The 19336-nt window shown below is 70.7% G+C and carries 18 protein-coding genes; 9 read left to right on the top strand and 9 right to left on the bottom strand.

What is annotated here, in order from left to right; all coding sequences use genetic code 11:
* Positions 1 to 70: 70 nt before the first annotated feature.
* Entirely contained in the window at positions 71 to 1657 is a 1587-nt protein-coding gene (locus tag ACJ8AN_RS03580) for a sigma-54-dependent Fis family transcriptional regulator (RefSeq protein WP_407753789.1), read from the top strand.
* A gap of 18 nt (positions 1658 to 1675) precedes the next feature.
* On the opposite strand, the gene ACJ8AN_RS03575 is transcribed toward ACJ8AN_RS03580, so the two are convergent.
* The 5 genes from ACJ8AN_RS03575 to ACJ8AN_RS03555 all read right to left on the bottom strand — a co-directional run bounded on the left by ACJ8AN_RS03575 (position 1676) and on the right by ACJ8AN_RS03555 (position 4696).
* Complete coding sequence (locus tag ACJ8AN_RS03575) at positions 1676 to 2176, bottom strand: GGDEF domain-containing protein (protein ID WP_407753788.1); 501 nt, start codon at positions 2174 to 2176, stop codon at positions 1676 to 1678.
* The gene (locus ACJ8AN_RS03570; RefSeq protein ID WP_407753787.1) at positions 2177 to 2794 is read right to left on the bottom strand and encodes an EcsC family protein; all 618 of its coding nucleotides are present in this window, start codon (positions 2792 to 2794) and stop codon (positions 2177 to 2179) included.
* 14 nt (positions 2795 to 2808) lie between these two features.
* Positions 2809 to 3252: a hypothetical protein gene (locus tag ACJ8AN_RS03565; RefSeq protein ID WP_407753786.1), complete on the bottom strand. Its 444-nt coding sequence runs from the start codon at positions 3250 to 3252 to the stop codon at positions 2809 to 2811.
* 110 nt (positions 3253 to 3362) lie between these two features.
* Positions 3363 to 3755: an aspartate 1-decarboxylase gene (panD, locus tag ACJ8AN_RS03560; protein ID WP_407753785.1), complete on the bottom strand. Its 393-nt coding sequence runs from the start codon at positions 3753 to 3755 to the stop codon at positions 3363 to 3365.
* A 95-nt stretch (positions 3756 to 3850) separates the two neighbouring features.
* Positions 3851 to 4696 carry an LEA type 2 family protein gene (locus ACJ8AN_RS03555; protein WP_407753784.1) on the bottom strand — a complete coding sequence of 282 codons (846 nt, stop codon included), beginning with the start codon at positions 4694 to 4696 and terminating at the stop codon, positions 3851 to 3853.
* Positions 4697 to 4815: 119 nt separating this feature from the next.
* Here ACJ8AN_RS03555 and ACJ8AN_RS03550 point away from each other — a divergent pair, with 119 nt between their 5' ends.
* From ACJ8AN_RS03550 to ACJ8AN_RS03535, 4 genes are all read left to right on the top strand, one after another.
* Positions 4816 to 6294, top strand: coding sequence for an alpha/beta hydrolase (locus ACJ8AN_RS03550; RefSeq protein ID WP_407753783.1), 1479 nt, complete (start codon positions 4816 to 4818; stop codon positions 6292 to 6294).
* Position 6295: 1 nt separating this feature from the next.
* Positions 6296 to 7030: an ATP-binding cassette domain-containing protein gene (locus tag ACJ8AN_RS03545; protein ID WP_407753782.1), complete on the top strand. Its 735-nt coding sequence runs from the start codon at positions 6296 to 6298 to the stop codon at positions 7028 to 7030.
* Positions 7027 to 8199, top strand: coding sequence for an ABC transporter permease (locus ACJ8AN_RS03540; RefSeq protein ID WP_407753781.1), 1173 nt, complete (start codon positions 7027 to 7029; stop codon positions 8197 to 8199). Before ACJ8AN_RS03545 ends, ACJ8AN_RS03540 begins: the two co-directional genes overlap by 4 nt.
* Before the next feature lie 97 nt (positions 8200 to 8296).
* Positions 8297 to 9919, top strand: a complete 1623-nt coding sequence (locus ACJ8AN_RS03535) for a peroxidase family protein (RefSeq protein ID WP_407753780.1) — start codon at positions 8297 to 8299, stop codon at positions 9917 to 9919.
* A 9-nt stretch (positions 9920 to 9928) separates the two neighbouring features.
* Here ACJ8AN_RS03535 and ACJ8AN_RS03530 read toward each other — a convergent pair whose 3' ends face one another.
* Entirely contained in the window at positions 9929 to 10690 is a 762-nt protein-coding gene (locus tag ACJ8AN_RS03530; protein WP_407753779.1) for a methyltransferase family protein, read from the bottom strand.
* Positions 10691 to 10729: 39 nt separating this feature from the next.
* Positions 10730 to 12493, bottom strand: a complete 1764-nt coding sequence (locus ACJ8AN_RS03525) for an ABC transporter ATP-binding protein (protein ID WP_407753778.1) — start codon at positions 12491 to 12493, stop codon at positions 10730 to 10732.
* A gap of 238 nt (positions 12494 to 12731) precedes the next feature.
* Between ACJ8AN_RS03525 and ACJ8AN_RS03520 the strand changes: the two genes are divergently transcribed.
* On the top strand, positions 12732 to 13727 hold the full coding sequence (locus ACJ8AN_RS03520; protein ID WP_407753903.1) for a glycosyltransferase family 4 protein: 996 nt from the start codon (positions 12732 to 12734) through the stop codon (positions 13725 to 13727).
* Here the strand turns inward: ACJ8AN_RS03520 and ACJ8AN_RS03515 are convergent.
* The gene (locus tag ACJ8AN_RS03515; protein ID WP_407753777.1) at positions 13724 to 14662 is read right to left on the bottom strand and encodes a Kdo hydroxylase family protein; all 939 of its coding nucleotides are present in this window, start codon (positions 14660 to 14662) and stop codon (positions 13724 to 13726) included. The two genes, ACJ8AN_RS03520 and ACJ8AN_RS03515, sit on opposite strands and share 4 nt — an antisense overlap.
* A gap of 222 nt (positions 14663 to 14884) precedes the next feature.
* Between ACJ8AN_RS03515 and ACJ8AN_RS03510 the strand changes: the two genes are divergently transcribed.
* The 3 genes from ACJ8AN_RS03510 (at position 14885) to ACJ8AN_RS03500 (ending at position 18988) form a co-directional block, all read left to right on the top strand.
* Positions 14885 to 15952 (top strand): DUF2804 domain-containing protein, encoded by a 1068-nt coding sequence (locus ACJ8AN_RS03510; protein WP_407753776.1) that lies wholly within the window; start codon positions 14885 to 14887, stop codon positions 15950 to 15952.
* A gap of 15 nt (positions 15953 to 15967) precedes the next feature.
* Complete coding sequence (locus tag ACJ8AN_RS03505; protein ID WP_407753775.1) at positions 15968 to 17620, top strand: serine/threonine-protein kinase; 1653 nt, start codon at positions 15968 to 15970, stop codon at positions 17618 to 17620.
* 300 nt (positions 17621 to 17920) lie between these two features.
* Positions 17921 to 18988: a hypothetical protein gene (locus ACJ8AN_RS03500; RefSeq protein ID WP_407753774.1), complete on the top strand. Its 1068-nt coding sequence runs from the start codon at positions 17921 to 17923 to the stop codon at positions 18986 to 18988.
* Positions 18989 to 19129: 141 nt separating this feature from the next.
* Here the strand turns inward: ACJ8AN_RS03500 and ACJ8AN_RS03495 are convergent.
* A partial coding sequence (locus ACJ8AN_RS03495) for a transposase (RefSeq protein ID WP_407753773.1) occupies positions 19130 to 19336 on the bottom strand: 207 nt, incomplete at its 5' end.

Raw genomic sequence — 19336 nt, 5'->3', positions numbered from 1 at the left:
TCCGTTCGTGGCCGGGGGGCTGTCAAAACTGCTATCAATCGTGACAGCGGAACTGCACGCGGGGATGAGGATGACGAGCGGAGACGAAGGGCCGGAGGGAGACAAGGGGCAGGAGGAGCCGTCCTCTCCGGGCCGCCCCTCGCGCAGCAGGACCTCCGTGGCGATGCCGGCGGCGAGCGGCTACTCGGCGGCCGAGCCCGGCTCCGACACGCGCAACGAGCGGGTGGGGCGCGAGCCCCGGGCGCGGGACTGGGAGGTGCCCTACCGCGAGCCCAAGGCCCTGCGCGTGCAGCGCGAGGGACTCGAGGACCTGACGGTGCCGCTCTACCCGGACCGCTCCTATGTCTTCGGGCGGGCGCCCGAGTGCACGGTGGTCTTCGCGCACGACGCCGTGTCGCGGCAGCACGGGCGGCTGTCGTTCCGGGAGGACCACCGCTGGGTGTACCGCGACCTGAACTCGCGCAACGGCAGCTACCTGGGGCGCGAGGAGGAGCGGAGCGAGGTGGTGGACGCGCGCCTGCACTTCCATCGCATGGGGCCCTCGCGCGACTGGGTGCTGGAGACCGGGGACATGGTGCTGCTCGGCAACGGGCGGAGCCGCATGACCCTGCTGGCGGAGGTGCCCACGGAGCTGGTGGCGGGCCCTCGTGCGCGGGAGGAGACCTCGCGCGTCACCGCGCAGCTCGAGCGCTCCATCGACCGGTGCGCGCGCCACTCGCTGCCGGTGTTCCTCCGGGGCGACTCGGGTACGGGCAAGACGTTCATCGCGAGGGAGATCCACAGCCGCGGCGGGCTGGAGGGCAACTTCGTCATCCTCAACTGCGGGCGGCTGCCGCAGGACCCGGCGGGGCTGCAGAGCGAGCTGCTCGGGCACGTGAAGGGCGCGTACACGGGGGCGTCCTTCGCGCGGGTGGGCAAGCTGTTCAGCGCGAACGAGGGCACGCTCTTCCTGGACGAGGTGGAGTTCCTGCCCCGCATCGCGCAGGACTTCCTCGTGGACGTGCTGGAGGGCACGGGCAGCCTGGCGCCGCTGGGGGCTCCGGCGGACTGGCGCGAGCCGCCGCCGCGCTTCCGGCTCATCTCCGCGTCCAAGATGCCGCTGCGGCAGACGGACTTGAGGCCGGACCTGGCCCAGCGGCTCGCGGCGGGAGACTTCATCATCCTGCCCACGCTCGAGGAGCGGCGCGAGGACATCCCCCGTCTGGTGGAGGAGTTCCTGCACCGGCTCAAGGTGGAGCAGCAGTACGACGCCGAGCTCACGGGCGAGGCGGTGGCCTTCCTGCGGAAGGCGAACTGGCCGGGGCAGATTCGTGAGCTGGAGTCGACGGTGCGCACGGTGGTGGCGCGCGAGGCGGCCCAGCAGGAGTTGGAGGGGCTCGCGCGTCACCGGACGCTCGTCACGCTGGAGGCGGTGCGCTCCTACCTGGAGCAGCGCGAGCTGGGCTTCGGGGGCGCACCCGGCCCGGGCCTGGCGAGGGGAACCCAATCTGGATTGGAGTCACTCGCGTCCGTGCGCAAGCGCCCCAGCGACCTGACGGAGGAGGACCTCCGGGGCGCCCTGGAGAAGCACCAGGGCAACAAGACCCGGGCCGCGGCGGAGCTCGGCGTGGCGCTCAACACGCTCAAGGCCCGCATGAAGGCACTCGGCATCGAGTGAGCCGGGTGAGGCGGCCCGTTAGCGCGCCACCACCCGGTTGCGCCCCGCCTGCTTCGCCTGGACGCACGCCGCCTCCGCCGCGTCCAGCAGGTTGCCGTAGGGCTCTCCCGGCCGCAGTCCCGCCACGCCCACCGAGACCGTGAGGTGGAAGTCGCCCGCGCCCGAGTGGAATGTCCTCGCCTCGAGCCGCCGACGCAGACCGTCGGCCAGGCGCGTGGCCATGTACGGCGTCACCGCGTAGAGGCTCGCCGCGAAGGCGTCCCCCTCCACGCGGCCGATGGGCCCGCGCCCGTCCAGCTCCGCCCCGAGCTCGTCCACCAGCCCGCTCAGCGCCGCGTCCATGGCCTCGAGCCCGTGCGTGTCGTTGCCTTCCTGCGTCTCGTCCACGTCCACCCAGAGCACCGTCAGCGGCATCTTCGCCAGGTGCGCGTCCGAGTGCGCCTGCGCCAGCAGCGACTCGAAGTAGGGGCGCAGGTACGCCCCCGTCCGGGGACAAATCTGTGCGGCGCGCGCCGGCACTCAGCTCGCCTTGCGCGAGGCGGCTCTCGTCTTCGCGTGCGCCTTGTCGAAGCCCTCGTAGAAGCGCACCGCGTGGTCCCCCACCTTCTGGATGTGCTGGTTGTTGAGGTACGCCGTCACCGGCGCCGCCACCAGCGGCATCGCCCGCCCCAACGTCTGCAGGCCGCCCTTCTTCAGCAGCACCTCCGCCACCTTCCCCAGCACCCGCGGCCCCGAGCGCTGCATCGGCCCCACGCCCGTCGTGTAGCCGTACAGGTCCAACAGCTCGTTGCGCGCGCGCTCGCTCTTGAGGTTCACCTTGTAGAGCGTGGCCAGGTCCACCAGCAGCACGAGCTGCAGCCACGCCATCACCGTGAGGTCGAAGGGCAGGCCCACCAGCCCGAACACGCCGGAGATTCCGCCCGTCATGCTCGCCACGTGCTTCTTCTCGTCGATGAGCCGCTGCGCTTTCTCGCGCAGCTGCGCCGAGGGGTAGCGCTGCTCGAGGTCCAGCACCCGCTTGCGCGCGCGTGGTACCTCCTGCTGCACCAGGTCCGACAGCTTCGTGTCCGCCAGCTTCTTCAGCTCCGCCGGGGTGAGCTGCTTCACCTTGTCGGCGATGGGGTCATAGAAGGCCATGCGTGTCTCCTCCCTCAGTAACCCCGCTCAGCGAGGTAAAGGTCCACCAACGCTCCCTCTTCGTACCAGGCGTGACGCATCTCCGCGCGGAACCAGCGCGAGTCCGGCTTCGCCGTGCGCACCTCGAGCTTCACCTGGTTGGGCGCCGTGTCGATGACGGCCGCGCGCGCCTTGCAGGCCTGCCCCGGCTCGTCGCCGTAGCCGCCCTCCAGGCACACCTCGTCGCCCACCGACAGCCGACGCGTGTACTCGGTCGCCAGGTACCTCGCCTCGTCGCAGGTGTTGCGCACCGACGAGGTGCCGTGCTGCGCGCACCGGTCCTTGTACGGCGCCCGCACCACGGGCACCGAGCCCACCAACGGATCCTCATCGTTGGGGTTGGGCCGGAAGGCCTCCCGGCTGGTGCCACAGCCCGCGAGCACCCACAGCAGGCCCGTGCACGCCCACGTCCACTTCATCGCGTCCTCGCCTCCGGGGCCTTGGGGCCCCTCGCAGGGAATGGACGCACGAGCATGGCAAGCCCGCGCCGGAGCGTAAAGCGGCGCGGGAGGGGAACGTCCGCCGCCGTTCAGGCGGTGCGGCGCGCCGGGCCCGGAATCTCCTTCGTCACTCCGGGCACGATGCGGTTCTTCGCGTCCACGAAGACGACGGTGGGCTGCCACCCGGTGGCCTCGTGCTCCTCCACCTCGGCGAAGGTGGCCAGGATGACCAGGTCCCCCGGCTTGTTGAGGTGCGCCGCCGCGCCGTTGATGCAGATGACGCCGCTGCCCGCCTCGCCCTCCAGGGCGTACGTCTCCAGCCGCGTCCCCCGCGTCACGTTCCACACCGCCACCTTCTCGAAGGGGAGGATGTCGGCGGCGCGCAGCAGGTCCCGGTCGATGGTGACCGAGCCCTCGTAGTCCAGATCTGCCTGGGTGACGGTCGCGCGATGGATTTTCGACTTGAAGAGGAGGCGGCGCATGGGGGGCCCGAAAGTTCCGCGCAACCGTAACGGGTGGAGCGCCGGGGGACAACCCTCAATAGCTCGCCCGCCCGGCTGGCTCGCTGTCGAGCGCGCTAGCGCCGGAAATTCAGGAGCTGCCCGACATTCAAAGGAACGTTCTGCGCGCCGGAGACGAGCTGGCCATCCAGCTTCACCTGCGCACTGCCGCCCGAGCGCAGGGCGGAGGCCGCGCTGGCGGCGCTCAGGAAGTTGATGGTGAGGGGCAGGGTAATCTGCTTCGTGGTGCCGGCCTCGAGCAGCCCGAGGTTGCCGGTGTTGAGGTTGCCCACGCTGGCGCCGGCCACCTTGAGGGCGCCGGTGATGCCGGCCACGGGCAGGGGGAAGCTGTTGCGGTTCTTCACCGTGAGGGGGAACTCCACCGTGGCGCCCTGGAGGGTGACGTTGGAGATGCGCGGCGAGTCGAACTGCACCTGGGGAATCTTGGGGACCTCGAAGGTGCCCTCGTGCTCCAGGGGGAAGGAGACGACGCCGATGGGCGTGTTGAAGCCCACGCTGCCCTGGGCCTTGTACTGGGCGCTGTCCTTGTTGAGGAACGTCGTCACCACGGGGGCGATGTCCGCGAACTTCACGTTGGCGGGGAAGACGAGCTCGGACTTGCCGTTGGCGGCGACGTTCAGGCCCTTGGCCGGAGTGCCCGCCACCACCTGCTTGCCCTCGACGAAGAAGGCGTAGCTCACCGAGGCGAGGTTCAGCCCCAGGGGGTTGGGGTTGTTCAACTCGTAGACGAGGTCGACGGTGGCGTCGGAGAGCGAGGCCTTGGACAGGCGCGCCGTCTTGAAGGTGAGCTGCGGCTTCTTGAAGGCGTTCTTGAGGAACTTGTTCAGCGAGGCGCAGCCCGCGAGCAGGGTCAGACTCAGGGTCGCGAGGACGAGGAGCGAGCGGTTCATCTTCATGGTCATGGGCTTAGCAGTGGACGGGCGGGGAGCCGAGCAATTCAAACCGGCCCGAGGGGCAGGCCGCCATGCGGGTAGGAGTGCATGGGGAAGGGCAGGAGTGGTAAGCCTGGGGCACTTTGAGAATGGACAAAGCATTCTGGCTTCTCCCCACCGTCCTCTGTGCCCTGCTGTCGCTTCCGGCCTGCACGCGCAGTGCGGCCCAGGCGCCAGTGCGCAAGGTGGTGCTCACCCCGTGCCGGTTGGACGGCGTCGGCCGGCAGGCCCTGTGCGGCACCTACGAGGTCTGGGAGGACCGCGCGGCGCAGAAGGGGCGCAAGGTGCCGCTGAAGCTGGTGGTGGTGCCGGCGCTCGCGTCCGCGCCGGAGCCGGACCCGCTGGTGCTGCTGGCCGGTGGCCCCGGGCAGGGTGCCGCGAAGCTGGCCCGGCAGATGGTGCCCCTGTTGGATCGCCTCCAGCGCAACCGCGACCTCGTGTTCCTGGACCAGCGGGGCACGGGTGACTCGCGGCCGCTCGAGTGCGAGCCGGTGCCCCCCGACGCGCCCCTGGGCAAGCAGTTCGATGACGCCTTCTACGAGGCCGAGTTCCGCAAGTGCCTGGCGGGCTACGACGCGGACGTGCGCCTGTACACCACGCCCATCGCCATGGACGACCTGGACGAGGTGCGCGAGGCGCTCGGCTACCCGAAGCTGAACCTGTACGGCGTCTCCTACGGCACGCGCGCCGCGCTCGTGTACCTGCGCCAGCACCCCGAGCACGTGCGCTCCGTCATCCTCGAGGGCGTGGCGCCCATGTCGCTGCTGCTGCCCCTCTACGTCGCGCGCGACAGCCAGCGCGCCCTGGAGCTGCTCTTCACCCACTGCGAGCAGGACGCCGCGTGCACCAGGCGCTACCCGGAGCTGCGCGGCCGCTTCACCACGCTGCTCGCCCAGCTCGAGAAGGCGCCCGTCCACACGCGCGTGGAGCACCCCCTCACCGGCGTGCCCGAGGACATCACCATCACCCACGACAGCTTCACCGGCGTGATGCGCGGGCTGCTCTACATGCCCGAGGCCGCCTCGCTGGTGCCGCTGGTGCTCGACCGGGCCACGCAGGGCGATTGGCGCGCGCTCGTCGCCATCCACCAGACCCTGAGCGGCGGCCTCAACCACAACCTGAGCCAGGGCATGTTCTACTCGGTGGTGTGCTCCGAGGACGCGCCCCTCATGCCCGACGAGGCCCTCTCCCGCGAGACGAAGGGCACGTGGATGGGCGAGACGGGCGTGCGCAACATGCTCAAGCCGTGCGCCTTCTGGCCCCGCGGCGAGCTGCCCAAGGACTACCGCGAGCCGGTGAAGTCCGACGTGCCGGTGCTGTTGCTCTCCGGCGAGCTGGACCCCGTCACGCCGCCCTCGTGGGCCGAGGACGCCAAGAAGACGCTCACGCACAGCCTGCACGTGGTGCTGCCCGGCGTGGGCCACGGCACGAGCAGCGTCGGCTGCGCCCGCGCGATGATGGCGGACTTCGTGGCGCGCGGCAGCGTGGAGGGGCTCGATGCCGGCAAGTGCGGCGCGGGCCTCAAGCGTCCCCCCTTCTTCACCTCCTTCGCCGGCCCGGTGCCCTGACATGATTCAAGTGACGAACCTGCACAAGCGCTTCGGCGCGGTGACGGCCGTGGAGGACGTGAGCTTCCGCGCCGAGGACGGCGTGGTGACGGGATTGCTCGGGCCCAACGGCGCGGGCAAGACGACCACGCTGCGGATGCTCTACACGCTCATCCGCCCGGACAAGGGCAGCGCGAAGGTGGACGGGCTCGAAGTGGCCGAGCGCCCCCTGGACGTGCGCCGCTCCATCGGCGTGCTGCCGGACGCGCGCGGCCTCTACCCGCGCCTCACCGCCCGCGAGCACGTGCGCTACGCCGGAGAGCTGCACGGCCTGTCCGGCGCCGCGCTCGACAAGCGCATCGGCGAGCTGGTGGAGCTGCTGGACATGAAGGACATCGCCGACCGGCGCACCGAGGGCTTCAGCCAGGGCGAGCGCATGAAGGTGGCACTGGCCCGGGCGCTGGTGCACGGGCCTCGCAACGTGCTGCTGGACGAGCCCACCAACGGCCTCGACGTGATGAGCACCCGCGCGGTGCGCACGCTCATCCGCCGGCTGCGCGAGCAGGGACACTGCGTGGTGTTCTCCAGCCACGTGATGCAGGAAGTGGCGGCGCTGTGCGACCGCATCGTGGTGGTGGCGCGCGGGCGCGTGGTGGCGGAGGGCACCCCGGACGAGCTGCGCGCTCGCACGGGCAAGGACAGCCTCGAGGAGGCATTCGTGACGGTCATCGGCAGCGACCAGGGGTTGATGCAGTGAAGGGGCTCCTCTCGACGGTGTTTCGCAAGGAGCTGCGCGACCACCTGCGCGACAGGCGCTCGGTGATGAGCGCGCTGGGCTTCACCCTGCTGGGGCCGGTCCTCTTCGGGGTGATGTTCACGGTGATGGCGTCCTGGTTCAACAAGGACAAGCCCCTGGAGCTGCCGGTGGTGGGCCGGGCCCATGCCCCGAGCCTCATCGCGTTCCTGGAGCGCTCGGGCGCGATGCTCACCGAGCCGCCCCCCGACTACGAGAAGCGCATCCAGGCCGGCAAGCTGGACGCGGTCCTCATCATCCCCGGCGACTACGGCAAGGACTTCGAGGCGGGGCGCACCGCGTCGGTGCAGCTGGTGATGGACAACTCGCGCAACCAGGCGCGCTCCACCGTCCTCCGGGTACAGCAGCTGCTCACCGCGTACTCGGGGATGCTGGGCGCGCAGCGGCTGATGGCGCGCGGTGTGGCCCCAGAGCTGGCCGCGCCGGTGAAGGTGGAGGAGGTGGACCTCGCCACGCCCGAGCGGCTGGCGGCCAACCTGCTCACCATCATCCCCATCTTCCTGGTGATCGCGGCGTTCTCCGGCGGGATGAACGTGGCCATCGACGCCATGGCGGGCGAGCGCGAGCGCGGCTCCCTCGAGGCGCTGTTGCTCAACCCCGTGGAGCGCGAGGCGCTGGTGACGGGCAAGTGGCTGGCCGCGGTGGTGTTCGCCGCCACCGCGGTCACGGTGTGCCTGGCGGCCTTCATGCTGGTGATGCACCGGGTGCCCCTGCAGGACCTCGGCGTGAAGGTGCGGCTGGATGCGCCCACCGTGCTGGGCCTGTGGCTGGGCGTGCTGCCGCTGGCGCTGATGGCCTCGGCGGCGCAGATGCTCCTGTCCACCTTCGCGCGCTCCTTCAAGGAAGCCCAGACGTACATGCAGATGCTCTCGTTCCTGCCCACGCTGCCGGGCATGGCGCTCGTGCTCTCGCCCGTGCAGAGCAAGACGTGGATGTTCGCCGTGCCGGTGCTCGGGCAGCAGATGATCGTCCAGGAGCTCATGCGCGGCGAGCCCATCGGCCCACTGCCCTTCGTGCTCGGCCTCGCGAGCTGCGCGGCCCTGGCGCTCGTGTTCCTCGGGTGGACCGCGCGGCTGCTCGGCGACGAGCGCATCATCTTCGGCCGCTCGTAAGCGCGATTCCGGACACAGTCCATGCCCGGCCGGTCAATGGCCGGGAGCGGACACACTGGGGACTTTCCTGCCCGCCTTCCCATCCAGGAGAGTCCCCGTGCGTCCACCGTCCGGTCAGCAGCCCCCGCATCCCGCGGGTTCCAAAGCGTCCACCTCCACCCGGCCCGAGGAGGCCCGGCTCCCTCCGGAGCCCCGGGGCCGCATCTTCACCGGCCATCACGGGGTGATTCGTGGCTCGGACCTGAGCCGCCGCTCTCCTCAGTTCGAGGGCCGTTTCGGGCGCATGTTCCGCACCCTGCCGGCCGCCCAGTTCGACCCCGATGAGCTCGCCGAGCTGGGCAAGCACATGGTGGCCGACTTCGAGTCCAGCCCCACTCCCGAGGAAGAGCGCGACGACGAGGAGAATCCCGGCATCTCCGCGGGCTTCACCTACCTCGGCCAGTTCATGGACCATGATCTGACGTTCGACCCGACCAGCAGTCTGGAGCGGGAGAACGACCCGGATGGGCTGGTGGACTTCCGCACACCCCGCTTCGACCTCGACTCCGTGTACGGGCGTGGCCCCGATGACCAGCCGTACCTCTACCGGGATGACGGCCTGCACATGCTGCTGGGCGCTCCGCTCTCGGGCAATCCCTCGGACCCCAACGCGCGTGACCTGCCTCGCAACAGCCCCGACGGCCAGGAGCCGTCGCGCGCGCTCATCGGAGACCCACGCAACGACGAGAACGTGATCGTGGCGCAACTGCAGACCACGTTCATCCGCTTCCACAACAGCGTGGTGGACTACCTCATCGACCGGGACGGGGCGACCACCTTCCTGGAGGCGCAGCGCCTGGTGCGGTGGCACTACCAGTGGGTCATCCTCCACGACTTCCTGCCGACCATTATCGGCGAGCAGATGGTCCACTCGCTGCTGCCCCACCTGGCCAAGGGGACGGACATCCTCGCGGACCCGCCGCATCTGCGGTTCTACAAGCCCATCAAGGAGGGCTACATCCCCATCGAGTTCGCCGCCGCCGCGTACCGGTTCGGCCACTCCATGGTCCGGCCCACCTACCGCATCAACGAGTCCACCGACCGCCTGCCCATCTTCACGTCGCGCAACGAGGACAGCCTCGTCGGCTTCGGCAGCATCCGCAAGGACCTCGCCATCGACTGGCGGCTGTTCTTCCCCATGGGCGATGCGCCCCTGCTCGGCAAGAGGCGCATCCAGCCGGCCTACAAGCTCGACACGGCCCTCGTGAACCCGCTCGGGTCGCTGCCCCACTCCGTCGCGGGCGCGCTGCCGCACTCGCTCGCCACGCGCAACCTGCTGCGCGGCCTGCGGATGGGCCTGCCCTCGGGCCAGGACGTCGCGCGGTTGATGGGCGTCGAGCCCATTGCGGATGAGCAGCTGCGCGTGGGCAAGGCCAACGAGGCGGACTTCGAGGACAACCCCTCCATCACCGAGTTCGGCGACTTCGCCGGCAACGCGCCGCTCTGGTTCTACGTGCTCGCCGAGGCGATGCAGCAGTTCCAGGACAACGACTCGGAGATCCGCCTCGGGCCCGTGGGCGGGCGCATCGTGGGCGAGGTCATCATCGGGTTGATGCTCGCCGACAACTACTCCTTCTTCCGCCAGTCGCCGCGCTGGCGTCCCATCCAGGAGTTCCGCTCGCCCAACGACGAGTTCAAGATGGCCGACCTCATCCGGCAGACCCAGAACCCGGTCGTCTGAGGGAGCGGCTCACCACCCGGGGAGCCAGCGCCGCTTGTAGGCCTTGATGACGGCGAAGGCGAGCAGCACGCCCGCCTCGCACGTCACCAGCACGGAGAGCACGCCGGAGCTCAGCGAGCCCCGCGCGTGCAGCTCCCACCCCAGCAGGAGCAGTGCCCCGGAGGCCCATGCGGCGAAGGGATTGTGCTCCTTCTTCAGGGCGCGCCGGACATCGAAGCCCTGCCGCAACTGCCCGGGGTACGCGGGCGTCAGGCGGGGCACCCACCGCGGGACCCGGGCCACGAAGTCGTCGTAGGCCGCGCCGAACTTGCGGCGCAGGAAGTCCTCCTCGGCGCGGATGATGAAGAAGTACTCCCCGAAGAAGAAGCCGAGCCCGCCCAGGTACACCCACGGGTCATGCGCGATGAGCATCAGCCCCAGGCAGATGCCCAGGTTGCCCACGTAGAGCGGATTGCGCACGTGGGCGTAGGGGCCGCGGGTGTTGAGGGTGGACGCCTCGAGTGCGTTGCCCTGGCCGCTGGTGCCCTCCGGCACCTGCCCGAGCACGTAGAAGCGCAGCGCCTGTCCGGCCAGCGCCACCAGCAGGCCCGCTCCGTCGAGCACCGCGTCCACCGTGGGGCCGCCCGGGCCCGGCGTGCCTCGCGAGCGGTAGAGCAGCCACGCCAGCAGGGCGATGACCGGCACCGGGGTGAAGCTGCGGAACTTGAAGAGCACCTGCCCCAGGCCGAGTGTCTTCGAGGATTCGGCGGGAGTCGTCGAGGAGGAAGTCATGGATGCCTCACCTGAAATGAAACGAAAGGGCCGTCCGCGTCAGGCGGCGTCGACCTCGCCCTGGCGCAGCAGCGCGGCGTAGCGGCCCCGGCGCTCGACCAGCTCGTCGTGGGTGCCGTGCTCCACCACCGCGCCCTGCTCGAGCACGTAGATGCGGTCCGCGTCGCGCACCGTGGCGAGCCGGTGGGCGATGACCAGCGTCGTGCGTCCCCGCATCAGCTCGGCCAGGCCCGCCTGCACCTCGCGCTCGGACGCGGCGTCGAGCGCGCTGGTGGGCTCGTCCAGCAGGAGCAGCGAGGGCCGGCGCAGGAAGGCCCGGGCGATGGCGAGCCGCTGACGCTGGCCCCCGGACAGCCGGGCCCCGCGCTCACCCACCGGCTCGTCCAGGCCCGCGGGAAAGGCCCGCACGAAGTCCTCCGCGTGCGCCCGCCGCAGGGCCTCCCACAGCTCGGCCTCGTCTGCCTCGGGGCGGCCCAGCAGCAGGTTGTGCCGCACGCTGCCGGAGAAGAGCACCGGCTCCTGCGGCACCCACGCCATCCGCTCGCGGACCGAGGAGCGCTTGAGCGCTTCGAGCGGCGCGCCGTCCCACGTCACCTGGCCCGCGCTCGGAGGGACGAAGCCCAGCAGCACCGAGAAGAGCGTCGTCTTGCCTGCCCCCGAGGAGCCCACCAGCGCCACCCGCTGGCCCCGCCGCACGGTGAGCTCCACCCCGCGCAGCGCCTCGAACTGCCCATAGGCGACGCGCACGCCCTCCAGGCGCAGCGCGTGCGCGAGCGGTGCGGCCTCACGGCCCTCGTCGGGGGGCGCGGGCTCGTCGGCGATCTCGAAGAGCCGCTGCGCCGCGCCCAGGCCCTGCACCACCATGGAGGCCGTGCCGGAGAGCGCCTTGAGCGGCTGGTACATGAGCAGCGCCGCCGCGAGGAAGGAGAGCAGCTTGCCGGACAGCTCCGGCTCGTCCGCCACCGCGCGCGCCCCGAAGCCGATGGCGAGCGCCACGCCGATGACGCCCAGCACCTCCAGCGTGGGCGTGAAGGCGCCGCGGATGAAGAGCGAGCGGCGCATGGCCGTGAGGTAGCGCTCCTGCTCCGCGTCGAAGCGCTCCAGGGCGAGGGGGACGCCGCCGTAGGCCTGGACGATGGGAAGGTTGTGGAGCTGCTCGGAGGTGAGCTCGGTGAGCTGGCCCAGGCTGCCCTGGGTGCGCACGGTGACCTTCTTGAGGGATTTGGCGAAGCGCGAGACGGGGAAGGCGGCGGCGGGCAGCACCACGAAGGCGAGCAGGAAGAGCCGGCCGTCGATGAGCATGCACGAGCCCAGCAGCGCGAGCACCTGGAGCGTGTCCTTCACGTACGAGGACAGGGCCTGGGTGACGGAGAACTCCACCTGGGCGACGTCCGAGGTGAAGCGCGAGAGCAGCTCGCCGGAGTGGTGCCGCTCGAAGAAGGAGGGCGGCAGGGCGAGCAGGCGCGTGTAGAGGTCGCGGCGGACATCCGACAGGACGCGCTGCCCGGTGCTCTGCATCAGGCCGTTGTGGAGGAACTGGGAGAGCGCCTTGAGGCCCGCCACGACGACCATGACCAGGGGGAACTGCCACAGCAGGCCCCCGCCCTCGAGCTTCACGGACCCGAGCACCACCGGCGAGCCCATGAGCACGGCCTTGAGCAGCGGGCCGACGAGCCAGGCATACGCGGACGTCGTGGCCGCCGTGACGGCGGAGGCGAGGATGGCGATCGCGAGGGGAGCGCGATACGGCCGGAGGTAGCTGAGCAGCCGTGTGTAGACACCGGGCGCGACGCGTGGAGCCAAGATGGCACACGGTCACACCCGAGCCAGGGCCAGTCAAGGTTCGGCCCGGGACGTGATGCTCGCCCCGTTGCCGCGTGCCGGAGGCCACTGGCCAGATGAGAGCCTTCTCATTCTGGCTTCATCTTCCGCCTCGCCCGGCCGCTCCCGGAGTGGGGGCGGGCAGACGGGAAGCCTTCGCTCCCCGTGGAATGGAAAGTGCTGGGACACCATCTCCGTGCGTGACATCTTCCGCGCGCTCATGGCCCTGGTCATCCACCCCCATTTTCACAATCGGCGCACCGGGGTGACCCGTCACGTGGAGACGGTGGTGCCGGTGCTCTCCCAATGGATGGAGACCCTCACCATCGGCAGCGCCCTGGAGGGAGACCTCCCGCGCATCGGGTGGCGAGCGCTCTGGAACCGCGTGCGCCGCGAGCCCGTCATCTGGCACGCGCACCGCAACAACGAGCTCATCGTCGGTTTGCTGCTCAAGCTGTTCGGACGCCAGGTGAAGGTCGTCTTCACCCGCCATGCATCCATGCAGCCCCGGCCGTTCACCCGCCTGCTCGCCGGCCGCGCCCACCGCCTCATCTCCCTCACCCCCCAGGTGGCCGAGGTGATGCGGCTGCCCTCGACCATCATCGCGCACGGCGTGGACCTCACCCGCTTCGCCCCCAGCCCCGAGCGTTCCGCCGCGTGGAGCCGGCTGGGGCTGAGTGGGCGCTACGGCATCGGCGTCATCGGCCGCGTCCGCCCCGCCAAGGGCCAGGGTGACTTCGTCGAGGCGATTGCTCCGCTGCTCTCGAAGTACCCCGAGTGGCACCCGCTCCTGGTGGGGCTCGTGAAGAGCGGCGAGCGGGACTGGGCCGATCAGCTCCGCGCGTCCACCGGGGGCGCGCTCTCGCTCGTGGGCGAGCAGAGCGACGTGGTGCCCTGGTACCAGGGGCTCAGCGTGCTGGTGCACCCCTCGTACACCGAGGGCTTCTCGCTCGTGCACGTGGAGGCGCTGGCCACGGGGTGCTGCGTGGTGGCCTCGCGCCTGCCCTACCTGCCCGACATCATCGAGCACGGCCGCACCGGCTTCCTCTTCGAGCCCGGTGACGTGAAGGGCCTGCGAGACATCCTCGACATGCTCATGGCCGAGCCCGAGCGCGCCCTCGCTGTCGGCCGCAACGCCGCGGAGGAGGCCCGCCGCCGCTTCGGCATCGAGCACGAGGCCCGCGCGCTCGCGGACCTCTACGAGACGCTGCTCTAGGCCGCCGCGGTACGCGCCGCCGGCTCCTCCTGGGGCGGACGCCGCAGCAGCTCGTACGGGGAGAGCTCCGGCGAACGGCAGCTCGACAGCCGGATGACGAAGGTGTCCACGAACGCGTACTGCCCCGACAGGCACGCGTGGCTCACGGTGTCGGTCAGCACCATCCACGCGGAGAAGGGCGGGAAGGCGAACTCCTCGTAGCCGTCCCGGCCCTGGATGAACTCCGGCGTGTCCTTCATGTAGTTGTGGAACTGGCGCATCAGCCGGTCGTACGGCGAGGTGTCGATCATCCCCGCCCGCCTCGCCCCCAGCTTCTCCGCGCCCCGCAGCAGCCCCGAGTACATCCGGTTCGCCAGCCCCGGGCGCAGGTCGCGCTCACCGCGCTCGGGTGCCACGCCCGCCGCCTTGCCGTGCCGGCGATACACCTCGGAGAACGTGCCGCGCGTGGCCCACACCCGGTCCTCCGTGGGGTGCACGTTGATGAAGAAACGCAGAATCCGGTCCCCATGCGTCGCGCCGTACGCGCCGGCGTCCACGTGCACCAGCTCGTTGCTCGCATGCGCGCCGAGGTTGCGGCCCCGCTCCTGCAACGGACGGAAGCTCGAGGTGCCCACCGTCCAGCCCTTCACGAAGTCCGGCATCGTCCGCGTGAGGAACTCCACCACCCGCCCCGAGTGCGCCTGCAGCAGCCGGTGCGTGCGCTCGGCCAGCGCCGCGTCCTCCACACCCACCAGCCGGTCCGCGCTCGGGTAGTAGCTCACGTTCTTGCGCTTGAGCTGCCGCGGCATCTCCTCGCGCAGGAAGGTGAGCTCCTCCGGCGCCGGCAGCGCCACCGGACTCTGGGGGAAGTAGACGGCGTTGCCCCTCTCCAACTCGTCGGAAAGGTCGGTGGGGCCGCGGGTGCGCAGCCGGTTCTCATCGTAGGTCACGAACATGGATGGAGTCCCCCAATGACGCGGAGCGGCCGGAAGGTTCCATGCCGTCAGAGGGAGCGTCAAGCGCTCGACGCAGTGGGCCACGCGGCGCCCCGGCCCCGGTCTACTCCCCGGGTAAGGTCCAGCCCTGCACAGTCGGCCCACCGTTCTGTGCATGAGTGATCCCTCGTACCCCGGGGTCGGGTGGCAGGTGGGAAGGAGATGCCCCACCTTGGGAAGGACATGACCCCGGAGCGAGAAGTGAGTCTCCTTCCGGCGCCAGCCTCGGTGGCCACGGCGTCCGGTGAACCGCGATTCGGTACCTACCAGGGCGAGCTGCCCGAAGTGGACCTCTCCCGGCTGAAAGGCCGGTGGGCTCCCGCGGCGGCTCCCGCCCGGTTGCTCAAGCGCAAGCGCTGGCACTACACGCTGGCCGCCACGCCCGAGGTGCTCGCGCTCTTCGCCGTGGTGGACGTGGGCTACTCGGCCAACGCCTTCGCCGTGGCGCTCGATCTCAAGGAACAGCGGCCCCTGTGCGACGTGAGCTTCCTCGGCGCTCCCGGCCCGCTCGCCGAGGTGAGCGACAAGCCCGGCGCGGGGCTGGTGGCCTCGTTCCGCACGCTCGGCGGAAGGCTCACCGCGCGGCGCGGCGAGGATGATGAGCGCTACCACCTCCAGGTGGACGTGAGCCGCCTGCGCACCGGCAGCCTCCAGTCCTTCCTCTGGAATGGAGACCTGCTCGTGGCCGGGGGCCCTCCCGCGCTCACCGTGATTGCCCCCGTGGAGGGGGATGGCTTCGTCAACGTCACCCAGAAGCGCAGCGGCATGCTCGCCTTCGGCAGCCTGGAGGCGGGGGGCAAGCGCTTCCGGCTGGACGGCGGCGTGGGCGGCACGGACTACACCCAGGGCTACCTCGCCCGGCATACCGCGTGGCGATGGGCCTTCCTCGCGGGACGCCTGGCCGATGGCACCCCGGTGGGCCTCAACCTCGTCGAGGGCTTCAACGAGAGCGCCGGCACCAACGAGAACGCGCTCTGGCTCGGAGACCGGCTCTACCCCGTGGGCCGCGCGCACTTCGAGTACGACCGCAACGAGCTGATGAGCCCCTGGCGCATGCGCACCGACGACGGGGCCGTGGACCTGCGCTTCCAGCCCCTCTACGTCCACCGCGAGGACCATGACTTCAAGGTGGTGGTGAGCCACTTCGCCCAGCCGCTCGGCCTCTTCGAGGGCACCATCCGCGTGGACGGCCGCACGCACACCCTGTCCGGGGTGCCCGGCGTCACCGAGGATCAAGACATGCTGTGGTGATAGGCTCGGGGGGCCTTGTCCTCCATCGAGCCTGGGACCCCCGTTGGCCGCTACCGCGTCATCCGCCTTCTCGCCCAGGGCGGCATGGCCGAGGTCTACCGCGCCGAGCAGACGCTCGCCGGCGGCATCGTCCGTCCCGTCGCGCTCAAGGTCATCCGCCCCGAGTTCTCCGAGTCCGAGGACTTCCGCGAGATGTTCCTCGACGAGGCGCGCACCGCCTGCACGCTGAGCCACCCCAACATCGTCCACATCTACGAGGTGGGCGAGGCCGACGGGCTGCTCTACATGGCCATGGAGCTGGTGCCCGGCGAGTCGCTCGCGGCGGTGCAGCAGGCCCTGCGCCAGCGCGGCGAGCGCTTCACCGATGAGGCCCTGCTGGCCGTGGGCATCGCCACCTGCGCGGCGCTCGAGGCCGTGCACGCCCGGCCCAACCTGGTGCACCGCGACGTGTCCCCGCAGAACCTGATGCTGACGGCCGGGGGCTCGCTCAAGCTCATCGACTTCGGCATCGCCAAGGCGGCCACCAACCGCAACCTCACCCGTGCCGGCACCACCAAGGGCAAGGCGGGCTACTTCTCTCCAGAGCAGGCCCAGGGCAAGGTGCTCGACGGGCGGAGTGACCTGTTCTCGCTGGGCGTCACCCTGTACCAGCTCGCCGCGGGCGTGGGCCCGCTGGATGGATACCCCACGCTCATCTCCCGCCACACCGCGCTGGTGCGGGGCGATTGGGAGCCGCTCTCGCGCGTGTGCCCGGGACTGCCTCCCGGCCTCATCGCCCTGGTGGAGCGGGCCATGCGCTTGAAGCCCGAGGAGCGCTACCCCGACGCGCGCACCCTGCGCGAGGAGATGGAGGCCGTGGCCTTCGCGGCCTGCCTGCCCGTGGGCCCCGGCTCGCTCTCGGGCTACGTGCGGCAGGAGGGCGAGGAGGTCTCCGTCTCCACGTCCAGCCCCCCCAGGGCCCGCGGCGGTGCTTCCGGAGTCGCCCCGGCCGTGATGTCTCCGAAGGCGCCCGCTCGCCGCGCTCCAGGAGGCCGCAAGGTGTGGGCGCCCGTGGCGGGCGTGGTGGTGGCCCTGTCGCTCGTGGTCGCTGGAGGCGCCCTGTTGCTGCCGCGCCAGACGCCTGCTCCCGTGGAGCCCCCCGCTCCCGTGCCGCCCGTGGCCGCGGCCGTGCCTCCCGTGGCCGAGCCCGCCCCGGTGCCCGCGCAGCCGAAGCCCGAGACGCCCGCGCCCGCCGCCGCGACTGAAGCCGTCGCCGCCGAGCCCGCGCCCACCGCCGAGCCTGCCGACGCCGCACCCGTCGCCGCCGCCGAACCCGCCACTCCGGTGACCCGTTCGAAGCGCGAGCCCAAGCGTTCCCGTGAGCAGCTCCGCATGGGAACGGCGGCCTCTGCTTCCGCGCCAGCCGCCACTGAGGAGTCACTGGAGGGTGAGGGCGAGCTGCGCATCGGCACTGCGCCCGCGCTGGCGGGGAAGAAGACGACGGTGGTGCTGCCGGATGGCGGGCGCGAGGAGCTGCCCTACGCCGTGCGCTCCACGAAGGCCGGCCGCTACTCGCTGGAGTTCTCCTCTCCCGAGGGTCCCGCGCGCTGCGAGGTGAAGGTCCACCCAGGCAAGCGCACCCTGGTCGTCTTCGATGGCAAGGGCTGCAAGGTGCAGTACCTCGACTGAGCGGAGCTCCATCGAGGCGCTCGAGCCCGCCCATGGTGGGACCTCCAAGCGACCAAGGGTGCGAGCGAACGGTGCGGGGGCCGCCCTGACGGTCTGGTACCGCGACAACGGCGGGGGCTACTCCAGCAACCTCGTCTACGCCGCCGCTTACGAGTAGGGGGGCTGTACCGCCCTGCGTCTCCCCTGGCCTAAGCTGGGGGCCCCCCGCTTCGGACCCCTCTCATGAACTGCTCGAAATGTAGCCACCCCGTCGAAGATGCCTCGCTCGGTTTCTGCACCGAGTGCGGTGAGCTCCTTGAAATGGGGGACGATGCCTCGGGCTCCGCGGAGGGCCAGGGCTCCGAGGACTACAACGCGGGCGACTACAACGCGGGCGACGCTGGCGCGGAGGAGTACAACGAGGAGTATGCCTGGGAGCCCCCGCCGCCCTCGGGCCTCGAGCAGTTGGAGAAGGCGCTCTCCACGGTGTCCGAGCCCATCGTCTCCGTGGCCCGCCAGGCCGGCGAGGCCTTCCAGAGCGTGCTGGAGCACCCGAGCCTGCTCGCGCTGCTCCCGGGTGGCTCGCTGACGCTGCTCGGGGTGGGGCTGGTGCTGTTGTCCCTGTTGCTCTCGGCGGTGCCGGTCATCCACGGCATCGGGCGCTTCGGCGGCGGAGTGATGTTCCTCATGGGCCTGTGGGTGGCCATCAATGAGTGGCGCCTGCGCAGTGGGCCCGAGGCCGAGGACGCCGGCTACACGCCCATGCGCCCCATGCCCGCGGCGCTCGAGAGCCTCCCCGCGGACACGCAGCACCCCGTCATCGGGTACGTGTTCGCCCTGCTCACGTGCACGCATGCCCTGCTGATGTTCGGCTGGCCCATCTCGCTGCTGTGGATGCTGGCTGCGCTGGTGCTCGGCTATGACCAGGGCCGCAGGTACTTCGCGCAATCGCCCGAGGACGCCGCTGAGCTCGAGGCGGGCGCGCACGGCCTCCGGCTGCACCGCTGGGTGGTGGTGGGCGTCGTCATCTGCTCCTTCTCGCTGCTCTTCTCGTGGACGCGCGGCACGCTCCAGGTGCCCGCCACGTCCGGCGCGGAGCAGCCGCTCTCCACGCTCACCCAGGGCACGCTGCTGCTGCTCGCGTGCTCCGCCGTGCGCCACCGCGGCCTGTCGGCGCTGCACCCGCTCGGGCTCATCCTCATGGGCGTGTGGCTCACGCTCTGGTTCTTCCTGATGATGAACGTCTACACCGTGGGCTCCTGGCTCTTCCTCCCGGGCCTGCTGCTGCTCGACGCCGTCATCGTGTTCCACTTCCTGCCCAAGCGCCGGGGTGGAGACGACGCGTACGCCGAGCAGGACGCGGCCTCGGACATGGACATGCAGGGCTGAAGAGCAGTCGATAAATCGTGGAGGGAGGCCAGATGAGGGCGCAGAGAGGCCCTCATTGGCCGACTCGCGGACCGGATAGGGAGCGCAGGAGCGTGCTGGGGCGTGGGCCCGGAGGAGGTCGCGGCGGGTCCGTGGGAGTTATCAGCTCAGCAGGTTCACGAGAGCCTGGCCGTGGGCGAGCAAGTTATGCGCCAGGGCCGTGAGCAGTGCCACGCTCGTCACCTTGTCCAGCCCGCGCACCAGCAGCTTCTCCAGGCCGTAGTGCTGTTTGACCTGGGCGTTCACGTTCTCCACCAGGCTGGCCCTCCCCCGGTACAGTTCCTGGGCCTCTGGCGTCTGCATCCGCTC

This window comes from Archangium sp. (assembly GCF_045802675.1).
Taxonomy (GTDB): domain Bacteria; phylum Myxococcota; class Myxococcia; order Myxococcales; family Myxococcaceae; genus Archangium.
The sequence above is the reverse complement of the archived record's forward strand: the minus strand, read 5'-3'. Positions and strand labels throughout refer to the sequence as shown.